16 protein-coding genes are annotated in these 23350 nt (G+C 69.1%); 15 read left to right on the forward strand and 1 reads right to left on the reverse strand.

Going from position 1 to position 23350, the window contains the following annotated elements; translation table 11 throughout:
- The coding region (locus GZ998_RS05195; RefSeq protein ID WP_219109228.1) for a TrkA C-terminal domain-containing protein at positions 1 to 1601 on the reverse strand (1601 nt) is incomplete at its 3' end.
- A gap of 416 nt (positions 1602 to 2017) precedes the next feature.
- Here GZ998_RS05195 and GZ998_RS05200 point away from each other — a divergent pair.
- The 15 genes from GZ998_RS05200 to GZ998_RS05270 all read left to right on the forward strand — a co-directional run.
- Positions 2018 to 3802, forward strand: coding sequence for an acetolactate synthase large subunit (locus GZ998_RS05200; RefSeq protein WP_161924539.1), 1785 nt, complete (start codon positions 2018 to 2020; stop codon positions 3800 to 3802).
- A 4-nt stretch (positions 3803 to 3806) separates the two neighbouring features.
- Entirely contained in the window at positions 3807 to 4319 is a 513-nt protein-coding gene (gene ilvN / locus GZ998_RS05205) for an acetolactate synthase small subunit (protein WP_073327221.1), read from the forward strand.
- Between the two features lie 9 nt (positions 4320 to 4328).
- Positions 4329 to 5360 carry a ketol-acid reductoisomerase gene (gene ilvC, locus GZ998_RS05210; RefSeq protein WP_162678616.1) on the forward strand — a complete coding sequence of 344 codons (1032 nt, stop codon included), beginning with the start codon at positions 4329 to 4331 and terminating at the stop codon, positions 5358 to 5360.
- Between the two features lie 285 nt (positions 5361 to 5645).
- Positions 5646 to 6989, forward strand: a complete 1344-nt coding sequence (locus GZ998_RS05215) for an AAA family ATPase (RefSeq protein ID WP_219109229.1) — start codon at positions 5646 to 5648, stop codon at positions 6987 to 6989.
- 100 nt (positions 6990 to 7089) lie between these two features.
- A complete protein-coding gene (locus tag GZ998_RS05220) occupies positions 7090 to 8493 on the forward strand; it encodes an AAA family ATPase (protein WP_219109230.1) in 1404 nt (467 codons plus the stop codon).
- Positions 8486 to 9091, forward strand: a complete 606-nt coding sequence (locus GZ998_RS05225) for a DUF4276 family protein (RefSeq protein ID WP_219109231.1) — start codon at positions 8486 to 8488, stop codon at positions 9089 to 9091. Before GZ998_RS05220 ends, GZ998_RS05225 begins: the two co-directional genes overlap by 8 nt.
- 312 nt (positions 9092 to 9403) lie before the next feature.
- Positions 9404 to 10468, forward strand: a complete 1065-nt coding sequence (locus GZ998_RS05230) for a 3-isopropylmalate dehydrogenase (protein ID WP_161924534.1) — start codon at positions 9404 to 9406, stop codon at positions 10466 to 10468.
- A gap of 293 nt (positions 10469 to 10761) precedes the next feature.
- Positions 10762 to 11931: a branched-chain amino acid aminotransferase gene (locus GZ998_RS05235; protein WP_162678619.1), complete on the forward strand. Its 1170-nt coding sequence runs from the start codon at positions 10762 to 10764 to the stop codon at positions 11929 to 11931.
- Positions 11932 to 12006: 75 nt separating this feature from the next.
- Positions 12007 to 13134, forward strand: a complete 1128-nt coding sequence (locus GZ998_RS05240) for an LCP family protein (RefSeq protein WP_162678620.1) — start codon at positions 12007 to 12009, stop codon at positions 13132 to 13134.
- Positions 13135 to 13284: 150 nt separating this feature from the next.
- Positions 13285 to 14535 carry a UDP-N-acetyl-D-mannosamine dehydrogenase gene (wecC, locus tag GZ998_RS05245; protein ID WP_219109232.1) on the forward strand — a complete coding sequence of 417 codons (1251 nt, stop codon included), beginning with the start codon at positions 13285 to 13287 and terminating at the stop codon, positions 14533 to 14535.
- Positions 14536 to 14565: 30 nt separating this feature from the next.
- Positions 14566 to 17550 carry a CDP-glycerol glycerophosphotransferase family protein gene (locus GZ998_RS05250; protein WP_219109233.1) on the forward strand — a complete coding sequence of 995 codons (2985 nt, stop codon included), beginning with the start codon at positions 14566 to 14568 and terminating at the stop codon, positions 17548 to 17550.
- Entirely contained in the window at positions 17543 to 19450 is a 1908-nt protein-coding gene (locus tag GZ998_RS05255; protein ID WP_162678623.1) for a glycosyltransferase, read from the forward strand. Before GZ998_RS05250 ends, GZ998_RS05255 begins: the two co-directional genes overlap by 8 nt.
- 48 nt (positions 19451 to 19498) lie before the next feature.
- Positions 19499 to 21928, forward strand: a complete 2430-nt coding sequence (locus GZ998_RS05260; RefSeq protein ID WP_219109234.1) for a CDP-glycerol glycerophosphotransferase family protein — start codon at positions 19499 to 19501, stop codon at positions 21926 to 21928.
- The gene (locus tag GZ998_RS05265; RefSeq protein ID WP_219109235.1) at positions 21928 to 23103 is read left to right on the forward strand and encodes a glycosyltransferase family 2 protein; all 1176 of its coding nucleotides are present in this window, start codon (positions 21928 to 21930) and stop codon (positions 23101 to 23103) included. The genes GZ998_RS05260 and GZ998_RS05265 overlap by 1 nt, the downstream gene beginning before the upstream one ends.
- Before the next feature lie 158 nt (positions 23104 to 23261).
- On the forward strand, positions 23262 to 23350 hold an 89-nt coding region (locus GZ998_RS05270), incomplete at its 3' end, for an adenylyltransferase/cytidyltransferase family protein (RefSeq protein WP_219108243.1).

The following is a 23350-nucleotide window of genomic DNA, read 5'->3' on the forward strand; positions in this document are numbered from 1 at the left end:
AGGAACTGGGCGATGAAGATCTTCACGATCATCGCTACCGGGTAGACCATGGCGTAGCCGAGCGCCACACGCGGGTCCGCGCCGGTGCGCTCGTTGGCGAATGCCAGCACCGCCGGCTGCGTCTGCAGGCCACCGAGCAGGCCGGACAGGCGCGTACCGCCCATCTTCACGATCCACCGCATGGACGCATACATTCCAAAGCCCACAATCGTCGTGATGACAAAACCGGTGATCAGGATCTTCCACCAATCGCCGCCCGTAAAAGCGTTAGCGATCTGCCCGCCCGCGCGCGTACCCGCCTGCGCCAGGAACACCAGCAGACCCAGCTCGGAGAGCACCGCCGTCGCGGTGAACGGCATCGCCGTCACAAACCCCTTGACACGGCCGATGCGGCCGAAGACCAGGCCAACGATCAGCGTGCCCGCAGCCGCACCAATGGAGAAGGTAGATCCCCCGGGCAGCGGGATCGCCCACTCACCAATGATGATCCCCACGGCCATGCCCAGCCCCATCGCCACCGGGTTGATGGAGGACAGACCATGCGCGGAGTCGCCGAAGAACTTGGACAGCTCCGCCATCCGGCTGGTCGGCGCGACCACGCGCACACGGTCGCCCTGCTGGAGCACCAGGTCCGGGGTGCCCACCATGTCCACATCCCCGCGGCGCACCCGGGAGATCGTGGCGCCGAACCGGTGGTCGACGTCCAGGTCTGCCAAGGTGTGCCCGGCAAGCTTGGGGTCGGACACGGTGATGCGGCGGAAGTCCAGGTAGCGGCGGTCCTCGATCAGGGAGTGGGAGGAGGGGTGCCCGATCTCGTGAATGACCTGGTTCACGGCGTCCTGCGTGCCGACGACGGTGATCAGGTCATCCTTGTAGATCTTGTCGGTCGGGGTCGGGCGGGTGATGGGGCCCGTCTCGCCGCGGCGCAGGCGCGAGAACTTCATCTCCCCGCTGACGCGTTCGGCAATGTCCCCCAGCTGCGGGGCGTCCTCGCGCTCAACGCGCACGGTGCGGTTGACCAGGGGGGAGGGGGCGTCCTTGTCCGAGCGGCGGTAGCGCAGCGCCAATAGACAGAAGAACAGCATGCCGATCACGCCGTACAGGTAGGCGACCGCGTAGCCGACCGTGGCGATCGCCATGCCGTCAGGATTGCCCGCGGCCGTGGCCGCACCGCCGGCGGCGGCCAGCGCCGGCGTATTCGTCAGCGCTCCGGCGAAGGTCCCGGCGATCATCGCCGGGCTCATTCCCAGCGAGCGGCCCACCCCCAGGCCGGCCGCTGCACCCACCACCAGTACCGCCAGCATGATCGCGAGCGGGCCGGCCGCAGTGCGCAGCACGTGGAAGAAGTTCGGCCCGGACTGGATACCGATGGCGAAGGTGAAGATCGCCAGCCCCAGCGTGCCCATCTGGGCGGGGATCTCAATGACGATGCCCTCGGCAGTGCCCCAGGCGGCCAGGATGATCCCGGCGAAGAGGACGGCCGCCGCCCCCAGGCTGACCCCGCCGACCTTGATGCGCCCGACTAGCATCCCGACGCCGATTAGAAGGAATAGGATGAGTACAGGGTTCTCGGCCAGGGCATTGAGCAGTCCGATGACCACGTGGAGGTGCCGCCTTCCAGTTGTCCTGGGCCGACGCCGGTGCTTGCGCCGTCGGCCGCGCAGATGAGCAGTTGACTAGGGCATTCTGGCATCCGCGTGGATTCAGCTGCATGGACCAAAGACCGCGCGCATACGAGAGACATCTGACATTCCTCGCAGGGGCCCCTAGCGCCGCCGCCCGTCCGGGAGCCGCGGCCCACGCTGCCGCCGCGGCCGGTTGAGGTTGCGTCCTGTGCCTGGTCGTTTCGGAGCGGGGGTAGCGGACCCCCGGCGTCGTCCGTGATTCCAATATGTGAGATCACGGGTGGTGAAATCGACGGCGGCCCGCAGCTCGGCATACGGTTCCTCCCACACCGGCCGGTACACCGGTCAGTAAACGTGTAAGCAAACGGATCTCACGGATAGGAGGGCGGACGATGGTTCGTGACACAGGCTCCCCGGGCCAGGACCGACAAGTAATGACGGGTGCGCAGGCACTCGTGCGTTCCCTGGAGGAGATCGGCGTTACCGACATCTTCGGCATGCCCGGAGGCGCGATCCTGCCCTTCTACGACCCGCTGCTGGCCAGCGAGAAGATCCGCCACGTGCTGGTGCGCCACGAGCAGGGCGCCGGGCACGCCGCCGAGGGCTACGCCATGGCCACCGGAAGGGTCGGCGTCTGCGTGGCCACCTCCGGCCCCGGCGCCACCAACCTGGTCACCGCGATCGGTGACGCGCACATGGACTCTGTGCCCATGGTCGCCATCACCGGGCAGGTCGGCTCCGCCGCGATCGGCACCGACGCCTTCCAGGAGGCGGACATCGTCGGCTCGACCATGCCCTTCGTCAAGCACTCATTCCTGGTCACCTCGCCCGACGAGATCCCCGGCCGCGTAGCGGAGGCCTTCCACCTGGCCGCGACCGGCCGCCCGGGCCCCGTCCTGCTGGACTTCACCAAGGACGCCCAGGTCGGGCAGACCGAGTTCCATTGGCCCCCACGCATGGACCTGCCCGGCTACAGCCTGCCGGGCAGACCCAACCAGCGGCGCATCGCCCAGGCCGCCGAGGCAATCGCCTCCGCCGAGCGCCCCGTCTTCTACCTGGGTGGTGGCCTCAGCCGCGCCGGCGTGCCGGCTGAGCAGCTGAAGGAGCTGGTCGAGCTCGTCGGCGCCCCCTTCACGACGACGCTGACCGCCCTGGACGTGCTGCCCACCGACCACCAGCTCAACCTGGGCATGCCCGGCATGCACGGCACCGTCGCCGCCGTCGGCGCCCTGCAGCGCGCCGACCTGATCATCACCCTCGGCGCCCGCTTCGACGACCGCGTCACCGGCAAGCCGGACACCTTCGCCCGGCACGCCGCCGTGATCCACGTGGACATCGACCCGGCCGAGATCTCCAAGATCCGCTCCGCGGACATCCCCATCGTGGGGGACCTGAAGGATGTCGTGCCCGCGCTGACCGCCGCCTGCCGCGAGCAGTTCGCCGCCGAGCCGCGCACCGAAATCGACCAGTGGCTGACCGAGGTCGCGCATATTCGCGCCACCTACCCCACCGACTGGACCGACACCGACGACGGACTGCTCCAGCCGCAGGAGGTCATCACCCACCTGGACAAGGCGGCCGCGGAGGACACCATTTGGGTGACCGGCGTCGGCCAGCACCAGATGTGGGCCGCCCACTACCTCCACTTCAACCAGCCCCACTCCTGGCTGACCTCCGCCGGCGCCGGCACCATGGGCTACGGAGTGCCGGCTGCCATGGGGGCGAAGGAGGCCTGCCCTGACCGGCCCGTGTGGCTGATCGACGGCGACGGCTGCTTCCAGATGACCAACCAGGAGCTGGCGACCTGCACGCTCAACAACATCCCCATCAAGGTCGCCATCATCAACAACTCGTCCCTGGGCATGGTCCGCCAGTGGCAGACCCTGTTCTACGGGGAGCGCTACTCCAACACGGACCTGCACACCGGTGCCGGCACCGAGCGCATCCCCGACTTCGCCAAGCTCGCCGAGGCCTACGGGGCCGTCGGCCTGCGTTGCGAGCGGCTCGAGGACGTCGACGACGTCATCGCCCAGGCCAACGCCATCAATGACCGGCCCGTCGTCATCGACTTCATCGTGTCCGCCGACGCCCAGGTGTGGCCCATGGTCGCCGCGGGCGTGTCCAACGACGAGATCCAGCACGCGCGGGGCATGAGCCCGGCGTGGGAGGAGGAGTGAGACCGTGAGCGAGAAGCACACGCTGTCAGTCCTGGTGGAGAACAAGCCCGGCGTGCTCACCCGCGTGTCGGCCCTGTTCACCCGCCGTGGCTTCAACATCCATTCCCTGGCGGTCGGCCCCACCGAGCACGAGGACATCTCGCGCATCACGGTGATCGCCGACGCCGAGGGCCCGGCCATGGAGCAGGTGACCAAGCAGCTGAACAAGCTGGTCAACGTCATCAAGATCGTCGAGCTGGACCCGGACACCTCGGTCGGGCGCGAGCTGTACCTGATTAAGGTGCGTGCCGACGACTCCAACCGGACCGCCGTGCTGCAGATCGTTGACCTGTTCCGGGCGCACGTCGTGGACGTGTCCCCAACCTCGGTGGTCATCGAGTCCGTAGGCTCGGAGTCCAAGGTCAAGGCCCTCCTGGACGCCCTGGCCCCCCACGGGGTCAAGGAGATCGTCCAGTCCGGTGCGGTCGCGATTTCCCGCGGCCCCCGTTCCATCACCGATCAACTCAAGGAGAAGTGAGAACCCACTATGGCAGCTGAGAAGTTCTACGACGACGACGCCGACCTGTCGGTCATCCAGTCCAAGAAGGTGGCCGTCATCGGCTACGGCTCGCAGGGACACGCACACGCCCTGAATCTGCGCGACTCCGGCGTGGAGGTCGTCGTCGGCCTGCGTGAGGGGTCCCGCTCCGTCGTCAAGGCCCAGGAGGCCGGCCTGACCGTCAAGCCGATCGCCGAGGCCGTGGCTGAGGCCGACGTCACCGTCGTCCTGGCCCCTGACCAGGTGCAGGCCGAGCTGTACAAGACGGAGATCGAGCCCAACCTCAAGTCCGGTTCCGCCCTGCTGTTCTCACACGGCTTCAACATCCACTTCGGCTACATCACCCCAGCCGCGGACATCGACGTGGTCATGGTTGCCCCCAAGGGCCCCGGTCACACCGTGCGCCGCGAGTTCGAGGCCGGCCGCGGCGTGCCCGTGCTGGTGTGCGTCCAGCAGGACGCCTCCGGTCAGGCCTGGCCGCTGGTGCTGTCCTACGCCAAGGCCATTGGAGGCACCCGGGCCGGCGCTATCAAGACCACCTTCCGCGAGGAGACCGAGACCGACCTGTTCGGCGAGCAGACCGTCCTGTGCGGCGGCGTGTCCAAGCTGATCCAGTACGGCTTCGAGACGCTGGTCGAGGCCGGGTACCAGCCGGAGATGGCCTACTTCGAGGTCTGCCACGAGCTCAAGCTGATCGTCGACCTGATCAACGAGGGCGGCATCTCCAAGCAGCGGTGGTCCTGCTCCGACACCGCCGAGTACGGCGACTACATCTCCGGTCCGCGCGTGATCACCCCCGACGTCAAGGAGCACATGAAGGAGGTCCTGGGCGACATCCAGGACGGCTCCTTCGCCAAGCGCTTCATGGACGACCAGGCCGCCGGCGCACCGGAGTTCAAGCGGCTGCGGGCCGAGGGCGAGGCACACCCGATCGAGGCCACCGGCCGCGAGGTGCGCTCCATGTTCGCCTGGCGCGCCGACCTGGACAAGGACTACACCGAGGGCTCGGCCGCACGCTGAGCCGACGGGCGGGGTCGGCATCCGGTCAGGTGCAACCGCGCGGGGCGGCGGAGTCGGCCCGCGGCGGCGGACTGGTCCGGTGAGCCGGTAATTGCTTCCCAGTGGGGCGGCGGGCTGCGGCCCGCCGCCCCTTATTTTTCCCGGAATTCATCGTTTTAGAAGGCGTTTAATGTAGCGTTTTGACCACGCTGCCGTATGTGGGCGTGTGGGCGCCTGCCTGAGGATAAACTGTGCGAGCTGCCGGTAGGAGATGATGGGGGCGTAAGTGTGCTAACCCGTTTCGAGGTGACAGGATTCAAGAATCTCGTAGGTGTGGCGGTCGACTTCGGCCCATTCACCTGTATCACTGGCCCGAACGCGGTGGGAAAATCGAATCTGCTCAATGCGCTGGAGTTCCTCTCCCTGCTCAGCTGCAATTCGTTCCACGATGCCTGTGCGCAGGTGCGCCCCACGGCTCAGCAGCAGTTCGACGCCAGCGCTCTACTGGCGGCAGAAGTGCTGGCCGGACGCGGTCACCTGACCCTGGCCGCGGAGATGATCCTGCCCCCGCGGGCGGAGGACGAGTTCGGGCAGGCGGTGGTGCCGTCATGCGGATATGTGCGCTACGAGGTGAAGATCGCGGTACACCGCGACGCCTCGGTGCCAGGGGGCCTGCGGCTGCGGCTGGCGGGGGAGCGGCTGCGCCCGCTGAACGACAGCACACGCCCACTCCTTTTCCCGGAAGCGGATCTCTGCCGCCGGTTTATCCCCTCCCGGCGGGACGACTCCAACGGCTTCTTCATGAACTACGAAGTCGCTGGCGGCAGCGGAGTGGTGATGGTGCACCGCGAGGCCTCGGGAAGAGCGCGCCAAGTTCTTGCCGACGGCGCTCAGCGAACTGTCCTGTCCGCCGTCGCCAGTGCCGAGTACCCGACTATCCTCGCTGCGCGTACCGAAATGGCGTCGTGGCGATTCCTGGCCCTGGAGCCCAGTGCCATGCGCTCACCCGACGACTTAATGGAGCGGCGCGCTATTTCTGCCTCAGGGGCGCACGTGGCGGCTTCCCTGTACCGCCAGGATCTTGCGTCCGGGCGGGACGGCGCGGTGCTCCGGCGGGTGCGTGACGCCGTCAGCGCCCTGGTTGACATCCGCAGCCTGTCGGTCAGGGAGGATCCCGTGCGGCAGGCCCTGGAGCTGCGCGCCCAGGTTGGGGACTCACCCGAGCTTCCCGCGCGGGCTCTGTCTGACGGGACATTGCGCTCGCTCGCGCTGGCCGCCATCGGCGCCGCCCCCGACTACTCGGGGCTACTGTGCCTGGAGGAGCCGGAGAACGGTATCCACCCCGCCAAGATCGCCGACTTGTACAACCTGTTGCATGACCTGTCCGAGCCCACTTCGCAGCACTTGCGCCAGGTCATCGTGAACACGCATTCTCCTTACCTGTTCCAGTGTGCCGACGACGCCGAGCTGCTCTGCGCGGTTGCGCGTACGGTGCGCAGCGGGGACGGTTCACAGCTGCGAGTCGCCGACTTCCGGCCCCTGGAGGGGTCGTGGCGCAGCCGTGGCCGGGACGGCGGCGACGGCATCCGCCCGGTTCCGCGCAGTGCGGTGCTGGCGTACCTGAAGAGCCCGCGTGAGGTAAGAGGATGAGGCGTGCGGATGGGGGCGTCCTCGTCCAAATACGGTTCGGTTAACGCGGTTGCTATCCTGGTCTGCAATCGGTGTCAGGCCGTGGGAAGGAGCCGAGGCCGTGCTGAACAGGATTGAGGTCTCGGGGTTCAAGAACCTCCGGGACGTTGCCGTTGACTTCGGTCCGATGACTGTGATCGCTGGGCCAAATGGCGTTGGGAAGTCCAACCTGTTCGACGCGATCGAGCTGCTCAGCCTCCTCGTCCAGTACCCGTACCGCGAGGCATTCCGCCGGCTGCGTTCCGATGGCGGTCAGAAGACGCCGCTGCGCGTGCTCTTCCCACCCGAGTCGCTCGCCGACGGGCACACGGTTCGGCTTGCTGCGGAGGTCACTGCCGACGTCGACGTGACGCGGCCCGGGCAGATGGCGCCGCGCGATCCCCGGTCGGGGCCGCCACGGGTCCCGACGCGCGCCGAGAGGTTCCGCTACGAGGTGGAGTTCCGCGTCAATGAACGCGATGGCGACACCTCTGTCTTCCTGTCCGAGGAACGCCTAGTCTCGCTCGACGATGCTGTGAACTACATCTGGACAGACCAAGTACCCATGACTGTTGGCACGCACGAAGGTGGTCATTTGGAGGAGTGGGTGGAGGATGTTGACGTGGTTTTTGTCCTCCAAGACGCGCCTCTATCTGCCCCTGGCGGAGATGGTGACCCGGTGCGGTATCACAGCGGCTTCGGCATAAGAACAACGCTGGGCGATTCTCAAAACTGGGGCGGTGGTTCCAGGGTGTTGGCTGCTGTCGCGGAGCAGATGCGCTCGTGGCGCTTTCTGTCCCTCGAGCCCTCCGCCCTACGTCGCTCGGACGACCGTGACGAGGAGGCGGACATCACCGCATCGGGAGCGCACCTGGCCTCGGCCCTCTACCGGCGTGCCGCTCGGGACGGCGGCCGGGTCTACCAGGACATCATTGATGCTGTGGCTCCGTTCCTTGAGATGCGCGAGCTGCGGGTGGTCCCCAACGGTGACTACCTGGAACTGCGTGCCAGGATCGGAGACGGGCCCGAGCTATCTGCGCGCAGCCTCTCCGACGGCACCCTGCGTCTGATCGCGCTCGCCGCTCTCGCGGTACTGGATACCGGCCAGAGCCTCATCGCAATCGAGGAGCCGGAGAACGGCCTCCACCCCGCCAAGATCGCTGACATACTCGAACTGCTGCGCTCCGTGACGGAAGCCCGTGACGGCCACGCCGGGCAGGTCCTCGTCAACACGCATTCGCCCTACCTGGTCCAGGATGTCATGCGGGACCACGCCGACGACGTGCTGTGCGCGGTGCCATGGCGACGCCGAGAGCCCGATGGGTGCATCACGGAGTCCGTGACCTTCAATCCGCTGCCGGGAACCTGGCGGTCCGAGCGGTGGGAGGGCTCGGACGACCGTCCGCGGAGCTCGGCGCCGGTGTCGCGCTCTAAGCTCTTCGCCTTCCTGTACAACCCCTCGGCGCCAGAGGAGACCGATGACTGAGTACTGGCAGTGCGCCTTCATCGGCGAGGGAACCTCCGACAACGGGCTAGCTAAGGTACTCGAGCGGCTGCTCATGAGCATGCGTCCCGGTGCCGACGTGAACCTTGAACCGCACGGATGGACTGGGCGGCGGCCGAATAATGCTGAGGAGAAGATCAAGGCGTTGGCAGAAGATCCGTATGACCTGATCTTCGTGCACCGCGACGCCGACAACGTAGGCATAGAGGCTCGGATCAAGGAGTGCCGTTCCCCGGGCGACGACCGCGTCGTGCCGGTGATCCCGGTGACGATGACCGAGGCGTGGGTGCTGGCGGACCTGTGGTCGAAGGAGGAGTCCTTTCAACCTTGGGCGTCGCGGCAAGGATTTCGGCTGGCCGGGATCGAGGATCTGGCGGACCCCAAGCGAACGCTGAAGGAGTACCTCAACCGGGACCGTTCTCGCTTCATGACGGTGAACGCCTTTGAACGCAAGCGCTCGAAACTCGTCGGCCAGATCCGGATAGATGGTGACGTCAAGCATCTGGAGGCCTGGAAGAGGCTCGAGAAGGAGCTCGAGTCCGCCGTGGTCAGGAACCGGCAGCACCTGAGCTATCAGTAGCGCGGGTGCCCCGGTTCGTGGTGGCTGCGCTCATGCGTTGCACGACCTTGGTGCGTGTTCCACGACCTCCCCAGGGTCGTGCAACACGCACCAAGGTCGTGGAGTATCGCCCGGGGTCGTGCAACGGCGTCGTGGCGACGGCGAGTATCGCCCGGGGTCATGCAACGGTGCCGTGGTGACGGCGCGCCGCGGACTGGTCGGCACCGTGGGGTCGGCAGGAGCGGCGCAGTGCCTGCTGGCGGGCCCGCCAACCGCTCGCCGCTATCTGAGATGCCCGCCCGGGGCGACGACCGATCCGCTTAGGGTCGCCGCATGACGCAGACCATCAGACTTGCAGTGATCCCCGGCGACGGCATCGGCAAGGAGGTGGTGCCCGAGGGCCTGAAGGTGCTCCGGGCCGCCCTGGAAGGTAGCGGCGTCACCCTGGAGACCACCGACTTCGACCTGGGTGCCGAGCGCTGGCACCGTACCGGCGAGACCATTGCGGACGCCGAATTGGAGGACATCAAGACTCACGACGCGATCCTCCTGGGTGCCGTCGGCGACCCATCGGTCCCCTCCGGCGTGCTCGAGCGCGGCCTGCTGCTCCGGCTGCGCTTCGAACTGGACCACTACGTCAACCTGCGGCCCTCCAAGTACTACCCGGGCGTGGCCACTCCACTGGCTGATCCGGGAGACATCGACTTCGTGGTGGTGCGCGAGGGCACCGAGGGCCTGTACTGCGGCAACGGCGGCACCGTGCGCACCGGCACCCCGCAGGAGATCGCCACCGAGGTCAGCGTCAACACCGCCTACGGGGTCGAGCGCGTGGTGCGCTACGCCTTCGAGACCGCCCAGGCCCGCCCCGCCCACCACCTCACCCTGGTGCACAAGCACAACGTGCTGGTCAACGCCGGCCACTTGTGGCGCCGCACCGTTGAGGAGGTCGGCGCCGAGTACCCGGAGGTGAAGGTGGACTACGCCCACGTTGACGCCGCCACCATCTACTTGGTCACCGACCCGGGCCGCTTCGACGTGATCGTCACTGACAACCTCTTCGGCGACATCCTCACCGACGAGGCCGGCGCCATCACCGGCGGCATTGGCCTGTCGGCCTCGGGCAACCTCAACCCGGCCGGGGAGTTCCCCTCCATGTTCGAGCCGGTCCACGGCTCCGCCCCGGACATCGCCGGGCAGGGCAAGGCCGACCCGGTCGCCACTATCTCCGCCGTAGCCATGATGCTCAGCCACTTGGGCATGACGGAGGCGGCCGCCAGGGTGGAGGCGGCCGTGGACGCAGACATGGCCGCCCGGGCCGTAGCCGAGGCCGCCGGAGCCCCGCTGGTGCGCACCACCAGCGAGATCGGGGACGCCGTCACGGCCGCAGTGCGGGGCTGAAGCCGGCGCGCCAGACCCCAGGCGCCTTCCCGGGCGGGTGCAGTACGCCAGCCCGGGCGGCTCGCGGCGGAGGCGGAGGTCGCCCTCCCGGTGCGGGCGCGAGATGACCGTTGACGCTGCGGTGCATGGGGCGGTGGTGGGGCCCTCCCGGTGCGGGCGCGGGAGGACCGGGTGGGAGCGTCTGAGTCAACAGCGCGTGTGTCCGCTCGCTTCTGTGCATGGCACACAGGATCGGCCGAACCAGCATTTGAGAGATGTCCTTCCGGGCAGTGGAACGGCGGTACAGTGCCGGTATGTCTGTGACCCCAGCCGCCGCTTCCACGCCCGATTCCCTCCAGACGCCTCTGGCTCGCGCCGCCGCTGTCCCGGTCCCTCCAGCCGACTCCCTCGCCGGCCGCTTCCCCCGGCAGCCGCACCCGCACCCGGCCAGCGACGCCGAGCGCGCCCAGGCCCTCACCGATCTGCATTTCGGCAGGGTGTTCACCGACCACATGGCTCACGCCCGCTGGACCCAGGAGGGCGGCTGGGCGGAGCACGCCATCGTTCCCTTCGCGGACCTGACCCTCTCACCCGCCGCAGCCGTGCTGCACTACGCGCAGGAGATCTTCGAGGGCATTAAGGCATACCGCCACGCCGACGGCTCGATCTGGACCTTCCGGCCTCGTTACAACGCCGCCCGGATGAATCTGTCGGCCCGCCGCATGGCCGTCCCCGAACTGCCCGAGGAGGACTTCATCGCCTCCTTGGTGGACCTGGTGCGTGCCGACGCCGAGTGGGTGCCCTCGGGGGAGGGGGAGTCCCTGTACCTGCGGCCATACGCCTTCGCCTCCGAGGCCTTCCTCGGCGTGCACGCCGCCAGCACCATTGACTACTACGTCATCGCCTCGCCGTCGGGCGCCTACTTCACCAACGGCCTGCAGCCCATTTCCATCTGGGTGTCACAGGACTACCACCGGGCCGGGCGCGGCGGAACCGGATTCGCCAAGACCGGCGGAAACTACGCCTCCTCCCTGCTGCCGCAGCAGGAGGCCGACGCTCAGGGCTGCGACCAGGTCTGCTTCCTCGATGACGTCACCGGGAAGAACCTGGAGGAGCTCGGCGGCATGAACGTGATGGTGGTGGACGCCGACGGCACCGTGCGCACCCCGCGCCTGACCGGCACCATCCTCGAAGGGAACACCCGCAGCGCCATCATTCGCCTGCTCAAGGACTCCGGCCGTAGGGTGGTGGAGGAGACCATCCCCCTGGAGAGCCTGTTGGAGGACATTTCATCAGGAAGGGTGCGCGAGGTCTTCGCCTGCGGCACCGCCGCCGTCGTTGTCCCGCTCGGGCGGCTCAAGGGTGAGGGATTCGACGTTGCCATTGAGGGCAGCGAAGTCACGCACGAGATCTACGAGCGCCTGACGGGCATCCAGTACGGGCGCCTGGAGGACCCCTACGACTGGATGTACCGCCTGGCCTGACGTCGCAACCGGCTTGTGATCCGATCCCCACGGCTGCGCGGCTCCCCGCCCCGCTCGGTGTGGTCAGATTGACTTATGAGCGATAACGAGCAGCGCGCAGACGATGCCGCTCGCGGAAATGCGAATGATGACGTGCTCGGCGGCGTCGGGCGGACCGACTCCGCGAGCGATGGCTCCGGCAAGAGCGGTAGCGGGCGCCGCTGGCGCATCGGGCTGGTGTCCGTGCTCGCGGTCGTGGCGGTGCTCGTCGCGGGCACAGCCGCGGGGGGCCTGTGGCTGCGCAGCCGGCTGGCGGCCAACATCGAGACGATCGGCAACCCCTTCGCGTCAATTGACTCCGGCGCTCGCGCCCCGGAGCAGGACGCCGAGGACCCGGCCACAAACATCCTCGTGCTCGGCTCCGACTCACGTATCAGCGCCGGAGACCCCAGCCAGTGGGAGGCCGGCGCCCAGCGCACCGATGCGATCATGCTGGTGCAGGTCAGCGGTGATCGCGAGGACGTCTCCGTCATGTCGATCCCGCGTGACTCCTGGGTGGACATCCCCGGCTACGGGGAGAACAAGATCAACGCAGCCTTCTCCTACGGCGGTCCGAGCCTGACCATTCAGACTGTCGAGCAGCTCACCGGGGTGCGCATCGACCACTTCGTGGTAGCGGACTTCGAGTCCTTCAGCGCTATTACGGACTCAATTGGCGGCGTGACGATCAACCTCAAGACGCCCCAGACGCTGGCTGGAACCGAGTTCGAGCCCGGCGGGCAGCTGCTCAACGGGGAGCAGGCACTCGCCTACGCGCGCGAGCGCAAGAGCCTGCCCGGCGGCGACTTCGACCGCGTCAACCGGCAGCAGGCCTGGATGCGCGCCATGGTCGGGGCCGTGCTGAACAACGGCATCCTGTCCAACCCGGGGAAGCTGTACTCCTTCCTGACCACGGTCACCGAGACCCTGGCCGTGGACGAGGGCTTCACGATTAATGAGATGCAGTCGCTGGCCCTGGCTCTGCGCGGCATCCACTCCACGGACATCAACTTCATGACCGTTCCCACTTCCGGCACGGGTACGAGCGCGGACGGGCAGTCGATCGTCCTGCTTGATGCCGAGGCCGACGCCCCCCTGTTCGAGGCCTTCCAGAAGGACGCGGTTGCGGACTACCTGGAGGAGAACCCCGACGCCGTCACCCTGCTTCCGGCCACGGTGAACTGACGGCCCGTCTGTGCCACAAAGCCAGTCCCGGCTGTGGCAATGAGCAATCTTGGTGACTTCGCAACTAAGTGCGATCATCTAGGCTGTAAGCAACCCACCGACCAGGGGGTCACCTTTGGTCGTGGTCGATCCTTAGGAGATGGCCCCCACATGACCTCGATCTGCGTGGTTGGACTCGGTTATATCGGCCTGCCGACGGCGGCCGTACTGGCGCGCGCCGGGGCCGAGGTGATCGGGGTGGACGTGTCGGAAGAGCGTGCCGCCGCGGTCAACCGGGGAGAGCTGCCGTTCGTGGAGGCGGGCCTGGGCGAGGCCGTGGCCGAAGGGGTTGCCCGGGGGCGGCTGCGCGCACAGGTGCAGATGCCGGCCGCGGGCGTGTACATCGTGGCGGTGCCGACGCCGTTCAAGCAGGGCAGGACCGGTGAACATGAGGCGGACCTGTCCTACATTCAGGCGGCGGCGCGCGAGATTGCGCCCCACCTGACGGGTGGTGAGCTGGTGGTGCTGGAGTCGACTTCCCCTCCGGGGACCACCGAGCACATGGCGCAGTTGATCCTGGGGCAGCGGCCGGACCTGTCGCTGGACGGATCCGGGGACAGGCCGGTGGTGCACTTCGCGCACTGCCCGGAGCGGGTGCTGCCGGGGCGGATCATGACCGAGATGATCACTAACTCGCGGATCATCGGCGGCCTCACGCCGCGGGCGGCGGAGCTGGCCCGTGATCTGTACGCCACTTTCTGCACGGGCGAGCTGCGGCTGACGGACGCCCGCACGGCGGAGCTGGCCAAGCTGACGGAAAACGCCTTCCGGGACGTGAACATCGCCTTCGCCAATGAGCTGTCGATCATCTCCGAGAAGCTCGGGATCGATGTGTGGGAGCTGATCGAGCTGGCGAACCTGCACCCGCGGGTGCATATTCTGCAGCCCGGCCCCGGGGTTGGTGGTCACTGTATCGCCGTGGACCCCTGGTTCATCGTGTCTGCCGCGCCGGATGAGGCAAGACTGATTCACGCGGCGCGCGACGTCAACGACTCCAAGCCTAGGCACGTGGTCGGGCGCGTGCGGGAGGCCGTGGCGGGACTGGAGTCGCCGACTATCGCGGCCCTGGGACTGGCCTTCAAGGCCGACGTGGATGATCTGCGGGAGTCCCCGGCCCTGTCGGTGACGCGGGAGCTGGCGGCGCTGCTGCCCGAGGCCAGGATTCTGGCCGCCGAACCGAATATCACCGAGCTGCCCGCGTCGCTCGCCGCCGCAGGGAACATCTCGCTCGCGGACTACCGGGAGGCGATTGCCGCTGCGAACGTTGTGGTACTGCTGGTAGACCACAAGGACTTCAAGGCACTGGACCGGTCACTGCTGGACGGCAAGCGTGTGATCGATACGCGCGGCGCCTGGCGCTGACCCGCTAAGCGGCCCGGGAGCAACGACGCCATGGGGATTCAAAGCACGCTGCGGCTGCTGGCTCGGCGCCGCCGGCCGGTTCTGAGCGTAGTGCTGCTGGTCGGCGCCAACGCCAGCGTGGCGCGCGCCGCACGCTCCCTGCTGAACCAGCAGTCGGTGGATGGCGAGGTTCTCGCTCTTGTCATGGATTCCTGCCCTCCCCCTGAGCGGGAGGCGCTCGGAGCGCTCGCCCGCCGCAACCGCCGCGTCCGCGTGATTGAGGGGGGATTGGGAACGGTCCTGGAGGCGGCACGGGGCCGGATGCTGACGATCATGTCTGCGTCCGACGCCGCGGCCCGCGACGGTTACGGGACGATACCCGCCGACGGCGAGGTTCACCTCGGGGGAGCCCGGCCACTCGCCCAGGGGCCCGGGCCCGGCGTGCCGGAGCCGCGCCGCCTGACCAGCATCACCTCCGCTCCGGAGCTACTGGATGGCTTCATCCCCGGCAGAGTGGTTGCCCCCGCGAGCGCCTGGGTCACTGCGGCGGCCGGGATCGGGGACGCCGCCCCGCAGGAGGCCGCCCGCACCGCCGCACTCCGTCTTGTCCTTGGTGCCCAGCCGGTCCTGGTTGAGCCTGCGGACCTGGTCCTGGTCGGCGCCGTGCCGAAACCCGGCTGGGATGCGGACCTGAGCGCGGTTGCGAGCGCGATCGCCGCCGACCGGCGGCTACTGGCGGGTGGGGGCGAGGCCCTGCTCGGTGTCCTGCACGGCCGCGCGCTAGTCGACCTGGCTGCCGGGGCGCCGGCCCAGCCCGATGATGCGGTGGAGCGGCTGCGCGCGGTGACCCGCAGCGCCCTCCCGGACGCGGACACCGTCGCGTGGGGCGCGCTGCCCTTCTCCGACCGCCTGCTGCTGTGGGTCCTTGGGCACGCAGGCTCGGCCGATCTGCTTGAGGTGCTGGCGTCCCGTTACGAGGACACGCCTGCCGTTCCCCTGACTGCTGCGGCGGGCGGGCTGCGCGCCGATCCGCCCGTGCTTGAGCGGATCGCGCCCGTTCCCGCGCAGGTCCGCGCCGTCACGGATGCCGATCTGCGCATCCACCAGGTGCTGCGGGCATGCCGGTGGATTGGTGAGGACGGGCTCCTGCTGGAGGGCTGGGCATATGTGCCGGGCGTAGACCCCTGCGCCGATCCCGGTCCCGAGGTAGTCCTGATAGGCGTGGACGGCCGGGAGGTCGCCCGCGCCGACGTCGAGCGTATTGCTGCGCCGCTCGCGGACCTGGAGGCCGAGGACCCCTGGCGCAGCTACACCGGCTCGGGTTACCGCGCGACCGTCAGCCTGGCGGGTATACCTTCCGCTCCCATGCGGGTGCAGTTGCGCCTGCGGGTAGCCGGCCGGCTGCTGGAGCAGCCGGTGCCGCCACCACTGGGCACGCGTCGCCCGCGCGCGTCGGCCACGGGGTGGAGCGCCGCAGCCGACGGCGGGGCACTAGTCATTCGCCCCTCGGCCGCGGGGGAGGCGCCACCCGGTGCCGGGGGGCTCGCCCCGGACGGGGTGAGCGTCGCCCGCGCCAGCCTGGACGGCGGACGGCTCCGGGTCGGCGGTCCCGGCCCAGTCCCCGCTGACCTGGCGATCACCGCCGCCGCCTCCAGCGGACGCTTCCCGCTCACCACGACCGTTGCCGCCGGTGGCTGGGCGGCGGAGTTGGACCTGGCGGACCCGAGTCTGCCCTCCGGCGGCTTCGTCCTGCGCTGGTCCGCAGCGGGCAGTGAAGGGCGCTGCGTCACCGGTGCCGCCCTGGACGGGCCCCCGACCGAGCTGGCCGGGCGCGTCCGCCGCGTACGCCTGCGCCCCCAGGCGGACGGGGGCCTGGAAATGAGTATCATCGCACCGGTTGACCCGCAGTACCGGTCCCGGTACGGCCGCCGCCTGCTGATCGAGGAGGACTGGGGGCCGCTCGTGCCCGGGATCTTCTTCGAGACCTTCAGCGGCAAGTCCGCAGGTGACAATCCCGGTGCCATCCGCGATGAGCTCATCGCCCGCTCCACGCCCGTGCCGCTTTGGGTATCCGTGCGGGACGGGACGGTTTCCGTGCCGGCCGGGGCCACACCGATCGTCGTCGGCACTCCCGAGTGGTTCCGCGCCCTGCGGACCGCCCGCCTGCTCGTGGTCAATGACCACCTGCCCCACTGGTTCACCAAGGACCCCGGGCAGCGCCTCCTGCAGACCTGGCATGGCACCCCCATCAAGCGGCTGCTCAACGACGCCCCTCCCACTTCCGTCACCTTGCCCTACCGGCGCCTGATGGCCCGGCAGGCGCCCCAGTGGGACCTCCTGCTGGCCCAGTCCCCGGCGGCAGCGGCGGACCTTCGCCACGGGCTGGGATACGCCGGGCAGGTATTAGTGGGTGAGCAGCCGCGCAACACCGGCCTCCTGGGCGGGCAGGCCAAGGCAGGGCGCGTGCGTGCACAACTGGGCATCGGTCCGGCCGAACCCGTCATCCTGTACGCCCCGACCTGGCGGGAGGGACTGCGACGGCCCCATCAGGACGCTTCGGAGCTACTGGACGCCGGCGCCCTGGCCCGCGCTACCGGCGCCGTGGTGCTATTGCGCAGCCACCATATGAACTCACTGCGGGCCCATGCTGACCGCGTGATCGGCGTGGGCCGCTACCCGAGTATCGAGGACCTGATGCTGGCCTCCGACCTGCTCATCACCGACTACTCCTCGGTGGTGTTCGACTGGGCCTTGACCGGCCGCCCGGCCCTACTGCACCTGCCCGACCTGGAGGCGTACCGGGATCGGGAGCGGGGCTTCTACCGGGACTGGCCGGCCGACTCGGGTTTGCCCGTCACCCGTACCCAGGCGCAGGTGCAGGCCCGCGCGGCCGAGCTGCTGGCCGCCGGCCCGGTGCCCGCGGTGGTGGATCCCGCACCTATTCGCGCGAGCCTGGACGCCGTGTGCGCCTGGATCGATACGGTGCTGCCGGGTGCGGTGCCGACCCGCCCCGGCGAGGAGGAGCCCCATGAGTGACCTGTTCCGCACGGCCCGCAAGACCCTGTGGCATGCCCGCCACGGTGGAATCGCCGGGGTCAGGGAGTTCCGGCGTAGGCGGCGGGCGAGTGCCTGGGCGCGCCCCGCACGGGGCCGCCGCGCCCGCAAGGGGCAGGTCGCCTTCCCTGCCTGGGAGGTTCCCGCGCCCGACGCCGCCCCGCCCCGCCACGACCTGACCGTCGGCGTGATCGCGGACGAGTTCACCGCCCTCGCACTCCAGTACGAGTGGCGGCCCGTGGCGCTGACCCCCGCCGAGTGGCGCGAGCAGATCGCCGCTGAGCCGATTGACCTGCTGTTCGTGGAATCCGCGTGGCACGGCAACGGGGATGCCTGGCGCTACCAGGTGATCGGCAGGAACGGCCCCTCCACCCACCTGCGGGAACTGGTTGCGCACGCCCGCGCCGCCGGCATTCCCACGGTGTTTTGGAACAAGGAGGACCCCGCCCACTATGACGAGGCGATCGCGACCGCCCGCCTGTTCGACTGGGTGCTCACCACGGATGAGACTCTCCTGGACCGCTACCGGGCCGAGCTGGGCCATGACCGCATCGGCGTGCTGCCCTTCGCCGCCCAGCCCACCATCCACAACCCGGTGCGCCTGTGCGACGACGACGGCCGCCCCGTCCCGCTGCGGGATATCGCCTTCGCCGGCATGTACTTCGCCCACAAGTACCCCGAGCGGCGCGAGCAGATGGAGGCGCTGCTGGGTGCCGCCGTGGATGCCGCCCCGAAGCTGGAGCGGGGGCTGGACATCTTCTCCCGCTACCTCGGCGCCGACGCGAACTACCAGTTCCCCGCCCCCTACGACGCCTTCGTGCGCGGCTCGCTGAGCTACCCGGAGATGCTGTCCGCCTACCGTGGCTACAAGGTGTTCCTGAACGTCAACTCGGTGGTCTCCAGCCCCTCCATGTTCGCCCGCCGGATCTTTGAGATCACCGCCTGCGGCACCCCGGTGGTGACCATGCCGTCGCCCGCTACCGGGCGCTTCCTGCCCGCCGGGACGCTCGCCGTAGTCGGTGACCGCAAGGAGGCCTACTGGGCCGAGCGGGCCCTGGTGAGCAATCCCGAGCTGCGTGACCGCATGACCTACCTGGCGCAGCGGGAGATCTGGCTGCGGCATACCTACACCGCCCGCGTGGACCAGGTGCTGGAGGCGGTCGGCCTGGGGGAGCGGGTCTACCGCCGCCCCACCATCGCCCCGCTGGTATCAACGATTCGCCCGGAGCGGCTGGACGGCGTACTGGATACCCTCGCCCGCCAGCAGCACGTCGAGCTGCGGCCCATCATCCTCACCCACGGCTTTGAGGCGCCGGACGCTGCCCGCGCCCGCGCCCGCGAGCTGGGCCTGGAGGTGGACTGGGTTGTGGGTGAGGCCGACGACTCGCTGGGGGCCAACTACAACCGCATGCTGGGGCGCGTGGATGCCGACTTCATCGCCAAGCTGGATGATGACGACTTGTACGGCGACTACTACCTGTTCGAGTCCCTGGCCGCCGCCGACTACGCCCGCGCCGAGGTGGTGGGCAAGCACGCCCACTTCGTCCACCTGGAGGGTGAGAACGCCGTGGTCCTGCGCTTCCCCGAGTGGGAGCACCGCTACACGGCCTTCCTGTCCGGGCCGACGCTGGTGGCCACCACGGGGCTGGCGCGCGAGGCGGGCTTCCCGGACACCACCATTGGGGAGGACACCGGCTTCCTCAAGCGGGCGTCCGCCGCCGGTGCCCGCATGTACTCCGCCTCCCGCTTCGGCTTCGTGCAGCGCCGCGGCACCGGACCGGCCCACACCTGGGGCATCTCCTCCGCCGAGGTGCTGGCGACCGGCCGCATCACCCACTGGGGCGCGCCCGGTGACGCGGAGATCCCCGGCTCGGTGCAATGATCGGGATGGGCGGGTCGTGATCCCAGAGAGTGCTGAGCAGGAGCTTCTTTGAAGAACGGTATTGCCTTTCCTGACCGGGAGCGGGCCCTCCACGGTGGTGCTACGAGTCTCCGCGTGGTAGTCATTGTCGACGGCGGCGGGGACCTGGAGACGACCCTCATCGGCCTGGCCGACGAGGGGATCGGCGACGTCGCCGTATGCGTCGGCGCAGACGGTCCCACCCCGGCGGAGGCCGCGGCGCTCGCGGAGCATGACCTGGAGCCCGTGGTGGGGCAGACGCCTCTGGCCGCCGCTCGCAGGGTGCTCGCCGGCCTGCGCGGCCGGGTGCTGGTGCTGCGGGCGGGGGATGTGCCCGAGCCGGGGCTGGCCGAGGAACTGCCGGGGAGTGGCCGCGCCGGGGTGGTCATGGTGCCGCTCAAGCGGATGGTTGACGGCCAGGTCTCGGACACCCACCCGCTGCGGGCCCGCTTCGCCCACGGGGCCCGCGACTCCAGCCTGCTGGCTGAGCCGCACTTGTTCACGCTGCGGCTGGCGGGTGCGGTCATGGACGTTCCCGCCGGTGGCCTGCCGGCCTGGGACGAGGCCGACGCCGACGGCGCCACGCTGCTGATCCGCCTGCTCGCGGGCACCGGCCAGCGGGTACGCCTGCACGACGGGCCGGGTGTGATCGAACGTCCCCGGCCGGAGGAGCCGCCGCCGCTGTCCACGCTGCCGGAGTACGTCCAGGTGCTGGAGCGGGACATTCCCGCCTGGTACGCCGCGGCGGGGGAACGGGGCGGGCTCCCCGCCTGGGTGCACCAGCTGGTGCTGGCGCGCCTGCTCGAAGTGACCGACGCAGACCGGGGCCTGCGCTTCGCCGCCCACGCGCTGGGCGAGGCCGAGCGCGCACGCGTTGCCGAGCTGCTGGTCGGCGTGCTTGCCCGTGTGCCGGCGGCCCAGGTCGAGGCGTACTGCGCCACGCCGGTGGCTCTCAACCGGCTGGCGGCACTGCTGGCCGCTACCGGCGCCCGCCTGCCCGAGCCCGTGCTGCCGTCGGAGCGCCCCTTCCGGGCCGACCGCCAGGTGTCCTACTTCATCACCGGCTCCCCGCCTAGGGAGCAGTGGTACGTCGACGGTGCGCCGGCCGAGCCTACGAGCACGAAGATCGTCGACCACGCCTACTTCGATCGCGTACTCGTGCACGAGCGGCTCGTCTGGCTCCCCAGGGGGACCTTGACGGCAGTCATCGACGGCCGCGAGGTCACCCCCGTGCCATACAGGGGCATGCGGCGCCCGCCGTCGCCGCCGCCCGCACCGGTGACCAGGGTGCGGCGCGCCCTGACACGGAGGCTACGGGCGTTGCGACGTCGCACGGCCCGACTGGTCTGCCACCGCGGTGGTACGGCGCCTGAGCCCACTCGGGCGGAGGCGGGAATGCCACGGCTGGACGCGTCGGCGGTGACGCCGCAGGGTGCTCCCCGCACCTGGCTGTACATGGACCGGCACGACTCGGCCGGGGACAACGCCGAGCCCCTGTACCGCTACGCGCGCGAGCACGCGCCGGGCATCCGGCACGTGTTCGCCATAGACCGCCGCTGTGCGGACTGGGAGCGTCTGGAGGCGGAGGGATTCGAGCTGGCCTCTCCGGGAACGACCGCATTTGAGACCGCCTGGGCGCAGGCCGACACGCTGCTGCTGGCCGACATCGGCGACCCCGTCGTAGCCGCACGCCTGGTGGGCACGGGAACCCGCAGGGACCAGCGGGTGATCTTCCTGCAACACGGCGTGACCATGCGGCACATGTGGCGATGGTTCAACACGCGCCGCATCGACGTGCTCATCACCGCCCACCGCGCCGAGTACACCGCCATCACCGCCGACCACAGCCCCTACCTGCTCACCGACCGGGAGGTATGGCTGACCGGCTTCCCCCGCCATGACGCCATGCACGCCCTGCTCGGGCGCGAGCGCGATCGGGTAGTGCTGGCGCCCACCTGGAGTCCGTGGCTTTCCAGGACGCTGGACCGGGACCCTGGACGCACGGACCTGCTCGCCGGCTTTTACGCGCCGTGGCTCCAACTCGCCGAGGCCCTGAGGGAGTCGGGGGTAGACGCGGTGTTGTTCGTGCACCCAAAGCTCGCCCTGACTACGCCGGAGTGGTTTCGGGGCCTGGCGGTACCCACGACCACCGGCACGGACGTGCCCGAGCAGTTGTCGCGGGCGTGGGCCGTGGTCTCGGACCGCTCTTCGATACTGGATGACGCGATGCTGCTGGGGGCCGCGGCAATCGTCTGGAGTCCGGACGGCACCGCCGACGCAGATGCCTACCGCCGTATGCACGTGGCGGCAGGCGCCGTGTCCGCTGCGAGCCTGGGGGAGGCGCTCGCGGCGGCGTTGGACGCGCGCGCGGGTCGGCTGCATGCGGCCTCGGAGCTGATCATCCCGGATGCGGGGGCCTGTGAGCGGATCCTGCACCGGCTGCTGAAGGAGACGATCTAGTGGGAATTGCTCGCCGTCGCCGTACTGGCCGGGACCTGACCGTCTCCCTGGTGGTGGCGGTGTACGGGGTGGCCGAGTACCTGCCGGACTTCCTCGCCTCCCTGGACGCCCAGGACTATCCGCATGAGCGGATGGAGGTACTACTTGTCCTGGACGGTGCCGGCGACGACTCCCCGGTCCTGTGCCGCAAGTGGGCAGCGAGGACGGATCTTCGCGCTCGGGTGATCGAGACGGACAACGGTGGCCAGGGCCGTGCTCGCAACCTCGGGCTGCTTCAGGCGACGGGTGACTGGATCGGCTTCCCCGATCCCGACGACGAGCTCGCCCCGGACTTCATCTCAACGCTGCTGGGTGCGCATGACGCGGGGGCGGGCATGCTCATTGGCCGTACGCTCATCCGCCAGCGGGGGGCGACCGTCCCCCACCCCCTCGACTTCCGGTTCCGGCGGGGGGTGCGCAGCGTGGACGTGCGCCGGTCCTCGGATGTGGTGCAGCTATCCACCCACGAGGTGCTGGTGCGTGGGGATCTTGCCCGGCGCTGCCGCTTCCCGGAGGACCGGGTGGCGCCGACCTTCGAGGACGGCGTGTATGTAGGCAGAGTGCGAGTACTGAACCCGTACTGCCTGGTGGTTCCGGACGCGGTCTACTACTACAACAAGCGCGCCTCCGGCGACTCGGCGGTCCAGACGGCTTGGGACCGCCCCGGCCGGTACGTTGAGCAGCTCGTAGACCGTTACCTGCCGTTTCTGGAGGAGACCGGGGGTGCTTACTGGGCGCAGAAGACGGTCCTGTATGACTTGGGCTGGTACTTCGGGGTCGTAGATCGCGGGGAGGCCCCCAGCATTCCCGGACTCGCCGCACAACACGAGGCGTTGATGCGTCGTCTGGTCGAGCGCCTCGACTCCGAGCAGATCAGGCGGGCGCCGTGGCCGCACCTGAGTGCGGCGGCACGCGCCCGTATGCTGCTGTGGAAGGGCGAGGAGGCCGTGGCGGTGACAGGGGCTGGACGGATAGCGAGCCTGTATACGCGTGTGCCCTTCACCGACTCGCCTGCGGCCGCCGCGTACTGGGGGCTGGTGTGCGGCTACGTGGCGCACGGCGCGGAGGCAGAACGTGCCTACCAGTCGGCGCGGTGCGTCCGCCTGACGCAGCAGGCACGCCAGCCTCGCCTGTAGTCGCGGATTGGCGCCGTTTCGTGATCCTGTAAGCGCAGTCACAGGGGAGGCAAGGTACTGCGCCTTGGGTAGAATCATCACGTCGCGATCGACATGCTAGCCCTGGCGTAGTAAGTACTCGATCGTGGATAGGCTACCCATTACCCATGTGAGGCCCCATGAAGCGCGTCATCACTTACGGCACCTACGATTTGTTGCACTACGGGCATATTGAGCTGTTGCGTCGTGCGAGGGCGCTTGGCGACTA

Source organism: Actinomyces sp. 594 (assembly GCF_019325145.1).
In the GTDB taxonomy this organism is placed as follows: Bacteria; Actinomycetota; Actinomycetes; order Actinomycetales; family Actinomycetaceae; genus Actinomyces.

Coding starts and splice junctions, on each gene's coding strand:
- GZ998_RS05200 (WP_161924539.1), top strand. CDS start 2,018: ATGGTTCGTGACACAGGCTCCCCGGGCCAGGACCGACAAGTAATGACG.
- ilvC (WP_162678616.1), top strand. CDS start 4,329: ATGGCAGCTGAGAAGTTCTACGACGACGACGCCGACCTGTCGGTCATC.
- GZ998_RS05225 (WP_219109231.1), top strand. CDS start 8,486: ATGACTGAGTACTGGCAGTGCGCCTTCATCGGCGAGGGAACCTCCGAC.
- GZ998_RS05230 (WP_161924534.1), top strand. CDS start 9,404: ATGACGCAGACCATCAGACTTGCAGTGATCCCCGGCGACGGCATCGGC.
- GZ998_RS05235 (WP_162678619.1), top strand. CDS start 10,762: ATGTCTGTGACCCCAGCCGCCGCTTCCACGCCCGATTCCCTCCAGACG.
- GZ998_RS05240 (WP_162678620.1), top strand. CDS start 12,007: ATGAGCGATAACGAGCAGCGCGCAGACGATGCCGCTCGCGGAAATGCG.
- wecC (WP_219109232.1), top strand. CDS start 13,285: ATGACCTCGATCTGCGTGGTTGGACTCGGTTATATCGGCCTGCCGACG.
- GZ998_RS05250 (WP_219109233.1), top strand. CDS start 14,566: ATGGGGATTCAAAGCACGCTGCGGCTGCTGGCTCGGCGCCGCCGGCCG.
- GZ998_RS05255 (WP_162678623.1), top strand. CDS start 17,543: ATGAGTGACCTGTTCCGCACGGCCCGCAAGACCCTGTGGCATGCCCGC.